A 15,908-nucleotide genomic window follows, 5' to 3' on the forward strand; every position below is an offset into this window, starting at 1 on the left:
TCCTTAGTTTTTATTTGCTGATATTAGTGATAAGAAATTTTTACTTTCTAACACAACAGGAGCTGCTGATGAATAGAATTTAAATGTGAAATATTCATTTTCATTTAAATGTAAAAAATCCATCATATGTTTGTTTGTAAGATTTATTTCAAATTTATCTTCTATAGTAATATTTGTTTCTAATTCACTTGTAGCATTTGTTTCGTTAAAATCATCACTTAAAGCATTATTTTTAAATGTGATTTTACCGGTTTCAAATTCTATTTGACATTTTGTGCAAACTGCACTTAGTTTTTTTATTTCATTTAAAAAGTCTTCGTTTTTAATGATAATTTCATTTGTAGGTAATTTATGTGGCATTACTTCAACATATCTTAAAAAATCAATAGTTGCTAATTTTGTAAAGAATTTAAAATTATCATTTTCAATGATTAAATAATTATTTGTTTTATAAACCCTTACTTCTTCATTTAATAATTTTTGTAGTTCTTGAGCTGATTTTTTTGTAATTATTAATCTTTGTTCGTATTCATTTTGAGCTATGAATGAATATTTGTGAATTCTTTTAGAATCGCTTCCTACAAAAACAATGCTATCTTTTAAAATATCTATATAACAGCAATTAAATTGAAAAGAAATACCATTATTATCAACAGCAGGTAAAATCATTTTAAAGCCGATATTTAGTTCTTTTGCACTTATTAAAATAGGTGTTTTACTATTTTCATCTTCTAAGAAAGAAAAATTATTTTCACTATTTATTGGCAATGAAAAATTAGTTTTATTTTGAGTAATTTTGATAGATTTTTCTAATTTTTTGATTTTAATATCGCTATTATCAAGGCTTTTTAAAATATCAATTAATTTTTTAGCATTGATAAAAATTTGCCCTTCATTTATGATATTACATTCTTGGATTTTATATTCAATTCCTATTTCACTATCACTTGCTCTTAAAATTAATTCATTGTTATAAGCTAATAATAAAATATTAGAATTTAAACTTGTATTATCTTTTTTCTCAACATAATTGCTAACTATTAAAGCTATATTTTCTAATCTCTTTTTGTCTATTTGTATTTCCATATTCTTCCTTTTTCGCTTTATTATATTTAATAATCTTTATTTTTTGAGTTTATTATTTTATTTTTTAAATGTTCTACTAGGCTTCTAAAATCATCATCAAGACATATCATTTCATTTATTTTTTTAATATGTTTTGAAATAGCACTATGGTCTTTCATTTGAAAATGAGTTGCTATTTGACTTACTGAATTTGAAATTAATTCTTTAGTTAAAAATATAACTATTCTTTTAGCTTTTACTATTTCTTGTTTTTTAGAACTTGATTTTATTTCGCTTATTTTTACATTTAATTCTGAACTTACTATATCAAAAATATCTTCAATTTCAATATTTGATTGATTTTCTTTAATGTATTCTTTTATTTGATTTTTTAAATCATCTAAGGTTATTTTTTGTTTTCTTATACTTTGAAAAGCGTAAATATAATTTATAATTCCTTCTAAATCCCTTACATTTTCACCTATATAATTAGCAATAGTATTAATCATTTCATCATTTAATTCTATATCATATACAAGGCTTTTTTTCTTAATAATTGCTTTTTTGGTTTCTATATCAGGGACACTAATATTTGCAAGAACTCCTTTATTAAATCTTGATTTTAATCTATCTTCAATTCCATTTAAATTTATAGGAGCTACATCTGAAGTCATTATTATTTGACCATTTCTTTCTACTATATCATTAAAGATATGAAAGAATTCTTCTTGTATTTTATCAGTAGTGCCTAAGAACTGAATATCATCAATTAATAATAAATCACAATCTTTATATTCACTATTAAAACTATCAAATTTATTTGCTAATATTGCATTTTGATAGTCTTTCATAAAACCTTTTGAAGTTTTATATATTACTTTTTTTCCAAGTTCTAAACATTCATGCCCACTAGCTTGTAATAAGTGAGTTTTTCCTAAACCTGTATTTGAATATATAAAAATTGGATTAAAGTCTTTTCCAAATTTATTTTCATCTGTTATTGCTTTACAAATTCTATAAGCAAACTCATTACTTTGTCCTACTATGAAATTATCAAAAGTAAGACTTTGATTTAATATTGAAATTTGTTTTTTAGCTACTATTGGTTGAGTTTCTTGTGGTTTGTTTATTTTTTCATTATTTACTTGAATTGTAATTTTATATTTTTTACTATTTGTTTTTTCTGCTATTTTTTCTAATATACTTTGGTATTTTGTTTGAATATGTTTAGCTATGAATTGATTAGGTGCATTTAGAATTATTTCATTATTTTTGCTTTCATTAATTTGTAAAATTTCAAAATAATTTTTATATTGATTTTCTCCAATTAATACTTTTAATTCTTCTAGAATTTTATTTAACATTTATTCCTCTTTTTTGTTATTACCTTTGATGATGTGAAAATCTAGTAATATTTGTTTAAAAATATTTAAAACACCTATATATCAATGCTTTTAATAGTGAAAAAATATACCAAAAATATACAAACAATTTACAATATTTCATCATAAATTTCACAAGCTCTTTAAAAAATTCTTTAATTTAGTGAAATTTTTTTATGAATTTTTATTGTAATTTTTAAAATTCTTATAAATTTTCGTGAAATTCTATAAAAATCAGTTTATGTGAAATTCTATTTCATTAAGAAATTTATCGTAATAATAAGTATTTCATAAAAAAATAATTTTAAATTTCACAAGGATTTCACATATGAAAATTTTAGGATTTGACCCAGGAACTAGATTTTGTGGATATTGCCTTTTAGAAAAAAATGGCAGCACAAATACTCTTTTAGAAGCAGGTTTAATAAGATTTAAGAGTAAAGAATTAATAGATAATATTTTAGAATTAAACGAAGCTTTAGAAATGATTTTTAAAAAAGTTCCAAATGCTAGTGTGGCAGTTGAAAATATATTTTTTGCTTATAATCCGCAAAGCGTTTTAAAACTCGCACAATTTCGTGGAGCAATGCTGCTTAAAATCTTACAAACTTATGGGAATTTTAGTGAATATACAGCTTTACAAGTTAAAAAAACAATCACAGGCAAAGCAAAAGCAGAGAAAGAACAAGTAGCTTTTATGGTTAAAAAGCTTTTAAAAATCAATAAAGAAATAAAACCACTTGATATAACCGACGCAATGGCGGTTGCATTAACTCATAGTTTTTATATAAAAAATACTTAAAATATTAACTTAAAGATATATTAGAATCTGTCAAAACAGATTCTAAAATTTATTTTAAACTAGCTAAAATTTGCATAGCTTCTACATTATCTCCTTGTTTTACAAGTATTTTATCTATTATTCCATCACTCGTTGCTTCAATTGGAACTTCCATTTTCATAGCTTCAAGAATAAATAATTCTTGCCCTGCTTTTACTTTATCTCCTGCTTTTACAAGCACTTTAAACACATTTCCTGACATTGAGGCTAAAATGCTTTTATCATTAGCTATTGATTGTGAAATTTCTTGTTTTTCAATAATTTTTGAAGTATTTTCTTTTTCTTTTACTTTTACTTCGTAGCTATTGCCATTTACTAAAATTTTATCTTTTTCAATTTCTACATCATAGGTTTTATCATTGACTTGCACTGAATAAAGATTGTTAGAATTTGATTTAGTATTTTGAGAAATTTTTCTAACATTGACTTTTGCTTCACCTTTTAAAAATGCTAATCCTTTTTCTTTACAAGCTGCAACTATGAATAGATTTTCATCAGTTACTAAAATACCTTCTTTTTTAAGTATTTTTTCAATGTATTTAAGTGATTTTGTCTCATCAAGGTCGGCTAAATCTATTGCTTTTTCTTTTGTTGGTTTTAGATTTAATTGTTCGCTTGCAAGTTTTACTATTTTTGGATCTGGTGCTACAGGGGTTTTTCCAAAATAGCCTAAAACCATTTTGCCATAGCCTTCTGCGATTTTTTTCCATTCGCCAAACATTACATTATTAAATGCTTGTTGGAAATAAAATTGACTAACAGGAGTTACACTAGTTCCAAAGCCACCTTTTTTTACCACTTCGCTCATCGCTTTTATAGTATCAGGGAATTTATCTAATACATTATTATCTCTCATCATTTGAGTATTCGCTGTTAATGCTCCACCTGGCATAGGTGAAATCGGTATTAATGGACTAACTTGTATAGCTTCAGGTGGCATAAAATAATCTTTCATACAATCTTTAAATACTTCTTCATATTTTAAGATTTTTTCAACTTCAAGCCCACCTAAATCATAATTTTTACCTTTTACAGCGTGTAACATTGTAAGAATATCAGGCTGACTTGTTCCACCACTAACAGGAGCTGCTGCAAGGTCAATTCCATCAACACCAGCTTCAAGTGCTGCTAAATAACAAGCTACACTAACACCTGCACTTTCGTGAGTATGAAGTCTAATGTGAGTATTTGCAGGTAAAATTTTTCTAGCCATTTTTATTGTTTCATATACTTTTTGTGGATTACTTGTCCCTGATGCGTCTTTAAAACAAATGCTATAAAATGGGATATTAGCTTTTAAAATTTCTTTTAAGGTTTTTTCATAAAACTTAGTATCGTGAGCGCCTTTGCAACCTATTGGTAAATCCATCATAGTTATTACAATTTCGTGTTTTAAACCATAATGCACTATTCTTTCGCCACTATATTTTAAATTCTCAACATCATTTAAAGCGTCAAAATTTCTAATCGTAGTAGTTCCGTGTTTTGCGAATAATTTTGCGTGTAAATCTATTATTTCACGACTACCAGTATCAAGTGTAACGGTATTTACTCCACGAGCAAGGGTTTGAAGATTAATACCATCTCCTACAATTTCACGGAATTTATCCATCATAGTAAATGCGTCTTCGTTTGTATAAAAATAAAGGCTTTGAAATCTTGCCCCGCCACCAAATTCAAAATGCCTTATCCCAGCTTCTTTTGCAGCTTGTAATGCTGGGAAAAAATCATTCATTAAAACTCTAGCTCCATAAACTGATTGAAAGCCATCACGAAAACTTGTATCCATAATATCTATATATTTTTTAGCCATTTTTCTCTCCTTTAATTTAATTTATCTTTTAATGCCGCACAAATTGAAGCGATTATTTCATCTTTATCTTTTTTATTTTTATCATCAATATTGCTTAGAATTTTTTCTAAATTTGTTTTTATATAACTCGTATCAAAAATACCTTTTCTAAATTCTTTACTTTTTGCAATAGTTTTTAAAAATGAAATTGTTGTTTTTACGCCTTCTATTGTAAATTCTTCTAAAGCTCTTTCTAATTTATTTACCGCTAAATCATAACTAGACGCTTTTACAACTAATTTTGCGACTAAAGAATCGTAAAATGGCGGGATTTTATAACCTTTATAAAGATGGCTATCAACCCTAACTGAAGGTCCTAAAGCAGGATAATATTCTGTAACCATTCCTGGTGTTGGTATGAAATTCTTATTAGCATCTTCTGCAGTAATTCTAGCTTCAATAGCAAAACCATTTGATTTAATATCACTTTGTTCTAATTCTTGAATTTGTCCTGCTGCATATCTTAATTGCCTTACTATTAAATCAACCCCTGTTATCTCTTCTGTAACGCCGTGTTCAACTTGTATTCTAGTATTCATCTCCATAAAATAAAATCTATTGTAATCATCTAACAAAAATTCAACCGTTCCTGCATTAGTATATCCAGCCGCTTTTGCAGCTGCTACTGCAGTAGCTCCCATACTTTTTCTTAAATGTTCGCTTATTGATGGACAAGGTGCGATTTCTATTATTTTTTGATGGCGTCTTTGAATAGAACAATCTCTTTCGCATAAATGAATTATATTGCCATAATTATCGCCTAATATTTGAAATTCTATGTGGCGTGGATTTTCTATGAGTTTTTCCATAAAGACATCATCATTATTAAAATATGCTTTAGCTTCTCTTTTGCAAGTATTAAATGCAGGTATTAATTCATCTTCATTCCAGACTTCTTTAATCCCACGACCACCTCCACCTCCACTAGCTTTTAATATTACAGGATAGCCAATTTTTTTGGCAAATTCTTTTATTTCTTCTTCTTTGCATTCATTTAATACTTTTGTTCCTGGAACTACTGGAATGCCGTTTTTTTGCATTAATTCTCTTGCTATATTTTTATTTCCCATATTTTTAATAACTTGAGATTTTGGTCCAACGAAAATTAATCCTGCATCTTCTACCATTTTTGCGAATTCATAATTTTCACTTAAAAACCCATATCCAGGATGGATTGCATCAGCACCACATTCTTTTGCAGTTTGGATTATTATTTTTGCGTCTAAATAGCCCTTAATGGCATCTTCACCTATACATTTTGCTTCACTTGCGATTTTTACATGCAGACAATTTTCATCAGGCTTTGTATAGATAGCTACACTTTGAATATGTAAATCCCTACAAGCTCTTATGATACGAACAGCAATTTCTCCCCTATTTGCTATTAAAACCTTACTAATCACCTTTAAACTCCTAATTTTAAATAGTGATTTTATTTTAATATTTTAGATTGAAAAAGATGAGTTTGCTTTTGTTTTAACCATTTATTTGTTACTAAAAGTAACAAAATTAAATATTCAATTTTTTAGTTTATGGAATTTGATTTTAATATTTTTACTTGGTTTATATTGAAAAATCAATATAAACCAAAATAAGCAAATTATAATTTATTTTAAATTCTCTTGGCTTTTTAAATACACACTAGCACAATCTTTGCTAAGTTCTCTTATTTTTAGCATAAAATCTTGTCTTTGAGTAACGCTAATTGCACCCCTAGCATCAAGGGTATTAAATAAATGCGCACACATTAGACAATAATCATACGCAGGTAGTGAGTAACCACTATCAAGCACACTTCTTGCTTCATTATATGAAATATCAAACATTTCTTTAAGTCTTGAAGCATTTGCTAATTCAAAATTAAACTTAGAGTATTCAAACTCACCTTGCTTATGAACATCAGCATAAGTTAGCCCACCGCCCCAATTAATATCATAAACATTATCAATATCTTGAATATACATTGCCAAGCGTTCAAGTCCGTAAGTAATCTCTGCACTAATTAAATCACAAGAAAATCCACCAACTTGTTGAAAATAAGTAAATTGAGTAACTTCCATTCCATCAAGCCATACTTCCCAGCCAAGCCCCCAAGCTCCTAAAGATGGGCTTTCCCAGTTATCTTCTATAAATCTTACATCGTGTTTATTTAAATCAATTCCTAAAACTTTTAAGCTATTTAAATATAAATCTTGAATATTCGCTGGACTTGGTTTCATTAATACTTGAAATTGATAATAAGCACCTAAACGATTTGGATTTTCTCCGTATCTTCCATCAGTTGGACGGCGAGATGGAGCAACATAACAAACATTATGTGGTTTTGTTCCAAGTGATTTTAAGAATGTTTGTGGATGAAAAGTCCCTGCACCTGCAGGAAAATCATAAGGCTGAATTAAAGCACAACCTTGCTCGCACCAATACTTTTGTAAGTTTAAAATAATTTCTGAAAATGTCATTTAAAAGCCTTTAAAATAAATTTTATTTATCATACAAAATTAATATAAATTTATGTTATTTTGCATATAATTAGCGATTTTTTAAGGAGATTATATGAAAAAATTAATTTTAATTACAAGTTCTTTATTTGTTTTTAGTGCTTGTGTTAGTCAAGAAAATGAAGTTGTAAAAAGCAATTTAATGAATCTTGCTTTACAAACTGCTTTAAATCCTAGCTTAAAAGACGAGCAAACTAACTGCATTACTAACAAAAATGCAAGCTCTTGTTTAAATATTGCAAATGTTTTATTACAAGGCACTTCAACTTCTCAAAACATTCAAGCAGCAGGTTATTACTATCAATTAGCTTGTTCTTTTGGTTTAGCAATTGGTTGCGATAAAGCTAACGAATTAAAAAAATAACCTTTTAAGAATTTAAAACGAGTTAGTTTTAAATTCTTTTAAATAAATTCTTTCAATTAAATAAAAAATCAAAATATCAAATTAATAAAATAATTATAATTTTTTAAGAAAATATATTAAAGGATAAAAATTATTATTAATTGTGTAAAATTGTAACAATTATTTTTATTTTTATTATATTTTATTCTTATATTAATCTTAATGATTTTCTTTTCTTATAGTATTTAAGCAAGGAGGATTTATGATTGAACAAATTAACTTAATCATTTTATTTTTTTTATTATTGTCAATAGTTTTAGGCTATTTATTTAAAGCAAATATTGGTATTTTTGCAATTGTTTTATGCTTTATTGCTGCTTATATTTATGGCTTAAAACCTAGTGAAATTGTAAAATTATGGGGGCTTGATTTATTTTTTATCTTAGTTTCTATTACTTATTTTTATGGCTTTGTCATAAATAATGGAACTTTAAATAATCTAGCTTCAAAAGCAGTTTATGGGGTAAGAAACTATCCTTGGAGTATTCCTATAGTTTTATATATTGTTGTTGTAATTTTTGTTGGTATTGGACCAGGACATTATGCTGGATTTGCCTTTATGAGCCCATTAGTTTTATACATAGCTAATAAGATTAAAATGAATAAAATTTTAGCTGCTATTATAATTTATTCAGGTTCTTGTGCTGGGGGATTTAATCCTTTTACTTTAGGTGGTAGGGTTACTTATAATCTAATTGAGAATTTAGGTTTTACACCTGAACAATCAGCAATTATGCAATTAAATCTTGGAAAAAATATGTTTATAGCACATACTTTAATTTTTATTTTAGGATATGTGTTATTAAAGGGGTATAAGGTTGTATATTCATCAAATATTGATAAACCTGAAAAACTAAATTCTATACAAATTAAAACGATTTTAATAGTTACATTTGTATTTTCTTTGGTTATGGTTCCATCAATTTATTTATCTTTTCAACCTGAAAATTTATTGATGAGTAAAATGACTATATTTTTTAATCCTACTTTTGTTTCATTCTTAGGAATTATTTTAGCTATTGTATTTAAGATAGGAGATGAAACACAAGCTTTTAAAAATATACCTTGGAATTTAATTTTTATGATTGGTGCATTAACTATGCTAATAGCACTTGGAAAATCTACTGGTGCTATGCAAATAATAAGCAATTTTTTAAGTGCTCAAGGTGGCAATGATAGTAGCTGGATATATTATTTATTAGGCGTTTTATCTTCTTCAATGAGTGCATTTGCTTCTAGTATGGGCGTTGTAATGCCGACATTTTTTCCTATTGTTCCAAGTCTTAGCGTATTAGAGCCATCTTTGGCATTTTCTATTATCGCAACATTTGCAACATTTACGGGGTATTCAAGTTTTTCATCAGGTGGAGCATTGGTTTTAGCAGGGACACAAGATGAGCAAGAAAGAAAATATTTATTTATTAGGTTATTAATATTACCTATTTTGCTTGTGTTATTTGGGTTTTTGTTATTGTTTTTAGGTGTTATTAATTAATTTATGAAAGGGAAAATTATGGAATTTAAAAATTATATAGGCAAACAAGAAATTATAAAAGAAGAAATAAGTCTTACTCAAGTTGAAAAAATAGTCGCAACACTTGATTATAAAGATTTAAAATTAGGTGATGAATTACCTTATTTATGGCAATGGTGCTTTTTTAATAAGGCTTTAAGTAAAGATAAATTAGGCAAAGACGGACACCCTAAATTAGGTGGAAGCGATGATAGTTTTTTACCTAGTTTTGGAAATGTTAATCGTATGTGGGCTGGTGGTAGATTTACTTTTAATTCAGCGTTGATTATAGGCAAAATCGCTACTAAAATTACTACTATAAAAGATATTCAAGAAAAAATTGGAAATACAGGAAAATTAATTTTTGTTACTTTAGAACATAAATATTATCAAGATGAAGATTTAAAAATTATTGAAGAACAAGATATAGTTTATAAAGAGCCAACTCCACCAAAATTAACTAGCAATAAACCTGTAAGCGAAGCTGATTTTTCTGAAAGTTTTTGCCCTGATTCTACTTTATTATTTAGATATTCAGCACTTACTTTTAATGGGCATAAAATTCATTATGATTATCCTTACGCTACTATGGTTGAAGGATATAGTGGTTTAGTAATTCACGGACCTTTATTAGCTACTAAGATGATTAGTTGTTTTGCAAAAAATTATAAAGATAAAAAAATCACAAAATATAGTTATAGAGGATTACACGCAGTTTGCACTCCTAGTAGTTTTTGCGTTGAGTCAAAAATAATTAGTGAAAACGAAGCAAATGTGTGGATAAATAAAGATGGCTTTATAGCTCATCAAGGCATTATAAATTATAAATAAAGGAGAAAAAATGTTGCCATTAGAAGGAAAATTAGTATTAAGTATAGAACAAGCAATAGCAGCACCATTTTGCACTAGACAATTAGCTGATTTAGGTGCTAGAGTTATTAAGATAGAACGCCCTGATGTAGGGGATTTGGCAAGAGGATATGATACTAGAGTAGATGGACTTGCAAGTCATTTTGTATGGACTAATAGAAGCAAGGAGAGTTTAGCTATTGATTTAAAAACCGAAGAAGGTATGAAAATAATAAAATCAATTTTACCTAAGGTGGATATTTTCGTTCAAAATCTAGCATTTGGGGCTGCAAAAAGATTAGGATTAGATTATGAAAATTTAATTAAATATAATCCAAAAATGATTGTTTGTGATATTTCTGGCTATGGAGAAGGTGGAGAATACGAACACAAAAAAGCTTATGATTTATTAATTCAATCAGAAAGTGGCTTAGTATCTATAACAGGAACTGGCGATGAGTGTGTAAAAGTGCCAATTAGTATAGCTGATATATCTGCTGGAATGTATGCTTATAGTGGGATTTTACAAGCTCTTTTATATCTTGAGAAAACAAATAAAGGCTCAAGAATAGAAATATCAATGTTAGAATGTATGGCTGAATGGATGGGGTATCCAATATATTATACTTATAAGGGTGCTAATCCGCCTATTAAAAAAGGTGCTTTTCACGCTAGTATTACTCCTTATGGTCCTTATAAGGCTGGTGATGGTAATGTTGTTATGTTTGGTCTTCAAAATGAAAGAGAATGGAGTAATTTTTGTAAGATTGTATTAGAAGATGAAAGCTTAATTAATGATGAAGAATTTAAAAACAATACATTAAGAACAAAAAACGCACAAAAGATTAAAGAAATAATAGAAAATAAATTTAAAAATCTAACAGCAAAAGATGTTGTGGATAGATTAGAAAAAGCAAAAATTGCAAATGGTAATGTAAATGAATTAAAAGATGTGTGGAATCACTCTCAATTAAAAAGTAGAAATAGATGGAGAGAAGTTGATACTGAAGTAGGTAAAATCCCAGCATTATTGCCACCGGCTACAAATAATAATTATGAGCCTAGAATGGATAAAATCCCAGCGTTAGGAGAACATACTCATAAAATCTTAAAAGAATTTGGATTTAAAGATGAGATTTCTCAACTACAATCAAAAAATATAATAAAGGTAAGAGATGAAAACTAAGAGTTTTTTGTTTGTTCCATCAATTAAAAATGATAGATTTAATAAGGCTTTAAATAGTGGAGCTGATTATATTATTATTGATTTAGAAGATTCAATTAGCCCTAATCAAAAAGATAAAGGCAGGGCTAATATTTTAGAATTTGCAAATAATACAGATGCTAATTTTTTTATAAGAATTAATGATACTAAGAGTGAATATTTTAATGATGATATGAAATTATTAGATGAATTAAATAAAATGAAAAAATTATATGCAATTGTATTGCCTAAGAGTGAGAGCTCAAAAGAATTTGAATTATTTAAAAATTTTAAAGATTTAATAATAATTCCAATTATTGAAAGTGCTTTGGGCGTTGATAATTTAGATGATATTGCAAGTTCAAAATTAATTAAATTATTAAGTTTTGGTGCTTTAGATATTTCTTTAGAATTAGGATTAAAAGAAGGCAGTGGAAGAGAAAATTTATTAAATCACATAAGAAATCAAATAGTGATAAAAAGTGCAAAATATAAATTATTACCACCAATTAATGGAGTATATCCTGATATTAAAGATGAAATTGGTTTAAAATATGAATTAGAATTTGTATCTTCTATGGGTTTTGGCGGGTCTTTAAGCATTCATCCAAATCAAATTCCAATAATCAATCAAGTATTTAGTCCTACTAAAGAACAAATTCTATGGGCTAAAGAAATAGTAGAATTGGCAAAAAATACTGATGATATTGTATTTAATTATAAAGGCAATATGATAGATTTGCCAGTAATTAAGAAAGCTCAAAATATACTAGCAAATATCTAATATCTCTCTTAGGAGAGATATTAAAATAAGTGTGGGATTATTCCTGCAATATATCCAAAAATCAAGCAAATAATACTAATTGCCCAAATATAAAAGAATGAGCGTTTAATATGTTCTTTTATAGATACATCAGCAAGACCACATCCAAGTAATGTAGCAGGAACAACAGGGCTTATAAATGTAGCACAATTTCTAGCTAAAACCATAATAATAGCAAGATTCATTGGGTCAATTCCAAAAGCATTTGTAACGCTTAAAACCACAGGCATAACGCCATAAAAATAAGAATCCGTGCAAAAGATTAATGCCATAGGAACAGCAAGCAAGCCTACTACTAAAGGAATTAAATTACCATATTCATTAGGCACAAGAGTTAGAATTGAAGCTCCCATTTTATTCATAATTCCACTTTTATCAAATACACCAATTAAAATTCCTGCACCAATTAAAGTAATATACATCATTATTGCTCCACTACTTGCTTTATCTACAACTTTTTTAGCTATTTTTAAATTAGGATAATTTAGTGGCAACGCAATTGCAAAACCTATCATAAAGCAAACATAAGAAGGTAATACATTAATTACTAAAGCAGCAATAACAGCTATTAGTAAAAATACATTTACTAAGAAAAATTTATCGTTTTGAAATTCGCTTTTTTCAATTTCAAGTTTAATTCCTTCAAGATTACCACCAGCACCACGCCTTTTTTCTTGATAACCGATAAAAATAGCTAAAGCTAGTGCTAAAACAAGACCTAAAACTTGCATAGGGATTAATTGATGCCATAAATCATTCGCGTCAGCTTCAATAACCGTTGCAGCTCTTAGAGTTGGACCTCCCCAAGGAAGAACATTCATAACACCCATTGCACTAGCACAAATTAATAAAAGTGATGATTTTCTCATTCCAAGTCTTTCATAAATTGGAAGCATAGCCGGAATAACTATTAAAAATGTAGCTGCTCCACTACCATCAAGATGAACAAACATTGCCATAAGTGAAGTAAGAATTGTGATTACAAATACATTTGGTGTAACTTTGCTAAGTAAGAAATTAATAATTTTATTAAAAAATCCACTAGCACTAAGCACACTAAAAAAAAGAATAGAAAATACAAATAAAGCTGCTGTATCGCTAACGGTGTTTACACCATCTTTTATAAAACCTTTCATTGCTTTAAAGTTTAAAACATCTCCTTTAACCCCTAAAGCTTTTCCGACTTCTAACCCACAATAATCCATTATCATAAGCATTGCAGCAACTACAAAGCTAACTAAAATAAATGCTATCGCAGGAGTGGTTTTATCTTTTAAGAGTAGCCATACGATAAATCCAAGCCCAATAAAGCCTGTAAGTGATAAAAATAAATCCATTTTTAACCTCCATAAAAAAATGTTAGATTTTAACAAAGTTACAATTTGAAATAATTGAAAATGGATAATTTTTTTAAAAAGTGTTAAGTTTCGTAACAAATTTTAGAATTTAAGAAAAAATTAAAAAATAATAATTCAAATTCTAAAAAGAATTTGAATTAATAATTAATCTTGTTTATTAGGTAAGATTAGATTTAGAATAATTGCAAGTAAGGCACTAAGTCCAACTCCTGAAAACGAAACGCTTCCAAAACTAGCACTAAGACCACCAACACCTACAATCAAAGTAGAGCTAATAATTACTAGGTTTTTATTATTAGTTAAATCTATTTTAGCATCAACTAAGGTTTTAATCCCAAGACTAGCAATTGTTCCAAATAAAAGTATCATAACTCCACCCATTACAGGCAATGGAATTGATTGTAAAATAGCATTAAATTTACCCACAAATGCAAGTAATATTGCAAATATTGCAGCCCAAGTCATAATTTTTACTTGTGCGTTTTTTGTAATCATTATTGCACCTGTAACTTCTGAATAAGTAGTAACTGGAGGACCACCTATTAAACCTGCAACACAAACTCCAACACCATCTCCACTTAAAGTTCTATGAAGACCTGGGTCTTTTGTGTAATCTTTTTTAGTTACTGCACCTATTGCCATAACTGCACCAATATGCTCAATTACAGGAGCAATTGCAACAGGTATCATAAAAATTGCTGCACTAAAATTAATGCTAGGTGTTTCAAAATGCGGGATTGCAAACCAAGGTGCAGCTTTAATTGCACTAGTATCAACATAGCCTAAAATAAAGGCTAAAATATATCCACAAATAGCACCTATTAAAATAGGAACTAATTTAAACATTTTTGAGCCAAAAATAGCAATTACAATAGTAATTAAGAATGAAAAAGTAGAAAGCATTAAAGCTATATCTTTATCAATTACTTGAGTTGAACCACTCATACCCATAGCCATTCCAGCTGCACTTACAGCAACGCTAAGACCTATTACGATGATTACAGGGCCAATTACAACTGCGGGAAAAAGTTTGCTAATAAAACTCTCGCCTTTTGTTTTGATAATTGCAGCAAAGATAAAATAAACAAATCCTGTGCAAAATAAGGCAAACATAGTTGAATTAATTCCCCATTCTTTCATAGAATAAATTATAGGGGTTATGAATGCAAATGATGAGCCAAGATATATAGGAACTTTAAATTTCGTAATGATTTGAAAAATAATCGTTCCGCACCCAGCACCTAAAAGAGCCATTGCAGGATTTAGTCCGGTAAGTAAAGGAACTAATACCATTGCACCAAAGGCTACGAATAAAATCTGAAGTCCAGATATCGCGTCTTTAATCATAAAAAAATCCTTTTTTATTTTGAGTTATTATCTCACAGGGGTAAGGTAAAAAAGGATTTTTTTCATTAAATTAAATAAACATAAAGGAGGATTGGTGACCCATACGAGACTCGAACTCGTGTTACCGCCGTGAAAGGGCGATGTCCTAACCGCTAGACGAATGGGCCTTTCAAGAAGTTTTTTCTTGTGATGTAAAAGCCGTTATTATATGTGAAAATTCTTAAAGTTTTCTTAAATTATAAAAATTTTTTCAATTTTTTTAAAATTTTTGTAAAAAATTGTAATTTTGATGAAAATTTTCAATTTAAAAACGATAATTTTAATCTTTTATGTTTAATATTTACATTTTTTTATAAGGAGAATATATGAAAGAATTAAAAGAAGCAAGGCTTAGATTAGTTGCTATGCCAAAAGATACAAATCCTGCAGGCAATATTTTTGGTGGTTGGATAATGAGTCAAATAGATTTAGCTGGTGCAGTTGCAGCTAAAGAAATAGCAAATGGTAGAGTAGTTACTATCGCAGTTGAACAAATGACCTTTAAAAAACCTGTTTATGTTGGAGACATTGTGAGCTTTTATGCTGATATTGTAAAAGTTGGAAGCACATCAATACAAGTTCAAGTAGAAGTTATCGCTGAACGCTGCACTCCTAAATTATATGGAGTTTGTGTGCCTGTTACAAGTGCACTTTTAACTTATGTAAATGTTGATGAAAATGGAGAAAAAATCAAAATTGATGAGAATTTAAAACGCTACAAGGGATTTTAATAA

At 28.1% G+C, this 15,908-nt stretch carries 14 protein-coding genes, 1 tRNA gene and 1 pseudogene; 7 read left to right on the forward strand and 9 right to left on the reverse strand.

Annotated elements, in window-relative coordinates; all coding sequences use genetic code 11:
* Positions 1-3: 3 nt before the first annotated feature.
* Both dnaN and dnaA read right to left on the reverse strand, forming a co-directional pair.
* On the reverse strand, positions 4-1,086 hold the full coding sequence (gene dnaN, locus AVBRAN9333_RS01220) for a DNA polymerase III subunit beta (RefSeq protein ID WP_214116171.1): 1,083 nt from the start codon (positions 1,084-1,086) through the stop codon (positions 4-6).
* A gap of 26 nt (positions 1,087-1,112) precedes the next feature.
* A complete protein-coding gene (gene dnaA, locus AVBRAN9333_RS01225) occupies positions 1,113-2,429 on the reverse strand; it encodes a chromosomal replication initiator protein DnaA (protein ID WP_214116173.1) in 1,317 nt (438 codons plus the stop codon).
* A 346-nt stretch (positions 2,430-2,775) separates the two neighbouring features.
* On the opposite strand from dnaA, the gene ruvC reads away from it, so the two are divergent.
* On the forward strand, positions 2,776-3,249 hold the full coding sequence (ruvC, locus tag AVBRAN9333_RS01230) for a crossover junction endodeoxyribonuclease RuvC (protein WP_214116175.1): 474 nt from the start codon (positions 2,776-2,778) through the stop codon (positions 3,247-3,249).
* A 49-nt stretch (positions 3,250-3,298) separates the two neighbouring features.
* Here the strand turns inward: ruvC and AVBRAN9333_RS09515 are convergent, their stop codons facing one another.
* From AVBRAN9333_RS09515 to glyQ, 4 genes and pseudogenes are all read right to left on the reverse strand, one after another.
* Complete coding sequence (locus AVBRAN9333_RS09515; protein WP_442862219.1) at positions 3,299-3,490, reverse strand: acetyl-CoA carboxylase biotin carboxyl carrier protein subunit; 192 nt, start codon at positions 3,488-3,490, stop codon at positions 3,299-3,301.
* Positions 3,491-3,618: 128 nt separating this feature from the next.
* Positions 3,619-5,101: pseudogene (locus AVBRAN9333_RS01235) on the reverse strand (biotin attachment protein); the annotation flags it as partial.
* Positions 5,102-5,112: 11 nt separating this feature from the next.
* Positions 5,113-6,543, reverse strand: coding sequence for an acetyl-CoA carboxylase subunit A (locus tag AVBRAN9333_RS01240; protein ID WP_214119965.1), 1,431 nt, complete (start codon positions 6,541-6,543; stop codon positions 5,113-5,115).
* Between the two features lie 204 nt (positions 6,544-6,747).
* Positions 6,748-7,599, reverse strand: a complete 852-nt coding sequence (gene glyQ / locus AVBRAN9333_RS01245) for a glycine--tRNA ligase subunit alpha (RefSeq protein WP_214116180.1) — start codon at positions 7,597-7,599, stop codon at positions 6,748-6,750.
* 94 nt (positions 7,600-7,693) lie between these two features.
* Between glyQ and AVBRAN9333_RS01250 the strand changes: the two genes are divergently transcribed.
* From AVBRAN9333_RS01250 to AVBRAN9333_RS01270, 5 genes are all read left to right on the forward strand, one after another.
* A complete protein-coding gene (locus AVBRAN9333_RS01250; RefSeq protein WP_214116183.1) occupies positions 7,694-8,002 on the forward strand; it encodes an SEL1-like repeat protein in 309 nt (102 codons plus the stop codon).
* Positions 8,003-8,246: 244 nt separating this feature from the next.
* Entirely contained in the window at positions 8,247-9,536 is a 1,290-nt protein-coding gene (locus AVBRAN9333_RS01255; RefSeq protein ID WP_214116450.1) for an SLC13 family permease, read from the forward strand.
* An 18-nt stretch (positions 9,537-9,554) separates the two neighbouring features.
* Positions 9,555-10,385, forward strand: coding sequence for a hypothetical protein (locus tag AVBRAN9333_RS01260; protein ID WP_214116185.1), 831 nt, complete (start codon positions 9,555-9,557; stop codon positions 10,383-10,385).
* Positions 10,386-10,395: 10 nt separating this feature from the next.
* Positions 10,396-11,589 (forward strand): CaiB/BaiF CoA transferase family protein, encoded by a 1,194-nt coding sequence (locus AVBRAN9333_RS01265; RefSeq protein ID WP_214116188.1) that lies wholly within the window; start codon positions 10,396-10,398, stop codon positions 11,587-11,589.
* Positions 11,579-12,391: an HpcH/HpaI aldolase/citrate lyase family protein gene (locus AVBRAN9333_RS01270; RefSeq protein ID WP_336609291.1), complete on the forward strand. Its 813-nt coding sequence runs from the start codon at positions 11,579-11,581 to the stop codon at positions 12,389-12,391. The genes AVBRAN9333_RS01265 and AVBRAN9333_RS01270 overlap by 11 nt, the downstream gene beginning before the upstream one ends.
* A 20-nt stretch (positions 12,392-12,411) precedes the next feature.
* On the opposite strand, the gene AVBRAN9333_RS01275 is transcribed toward AVBRAN9333_RS01270, so the two are convergent.
* The 3 genes from AVBRAN9333_RS01275 to AVBRAN9333_RS01285 all read right to left on the reverse strand — a co-directional run bounded on the left by AVBRAN9333_RS01275 (position 12,412) and on the right by AVBRAN9333_RS01285 (position 15,302).
* Positions 12,412-13,767 carry a CitMHS family transporter gene (locus AVBRAN9333_RS01275; RefSeq protein ID WP_336609292.1) on the reverse strand — a complete coding sequence of 452 codons (1,356 nt, stop codon included), beginning with the start codon at positions 13,765-13,767 and terminating at the stop codon, positions 12,412-12,414.
* A gap of 165 nt (positions 13,768-13,932) precedes the next feature.
* Positions 13,933-15,135 (reverse strand): uracil-xanthine permease family protein, encoded by a 1,203-nt coding sequence (locus AVBRAN9333_RS01280; protein WP_336609293.1) that lies wholly within the window; start codon positions 15,133-15,135, stop codon positions 13,933-13,935.
* Between the two features lie 92 nt (positions 15,136-15,227).
* Positions 15,228-15,302 (reverse strand) — tRNA-Glu (locus tag AVBRAN9333_RS01285).
* Between the two features lie 198 nt (positions 15,303-15,500).
* Here AVBRAN9333_RS01285 and AVBRAN9333_RS01290 point away from each other — a divergent pair.
* Positions 15,501-15,905 (forward strand): acyl-CoA thioesterase, encoded by a 405-nt coding sequence (locus AVBRAN9333_RS01290; protein ID WP_214116195.1) that lies wholly within the window; start codon positions 15,501-15,503, stop codon positions 15,903-15,905.
* Positions 15,906-15,908: the final 3 nt, after the last annotated feature.

The sequence above is a fragment of the Campylobacter sp. RM9333 genome, from assembly GCF_020137705.1.
Taxonomy (GTDB): Bacteria; Campylobacterota; Campylobacteria; order Campylobacterales; family Campylobacteraceae; genus Campylobacter_E.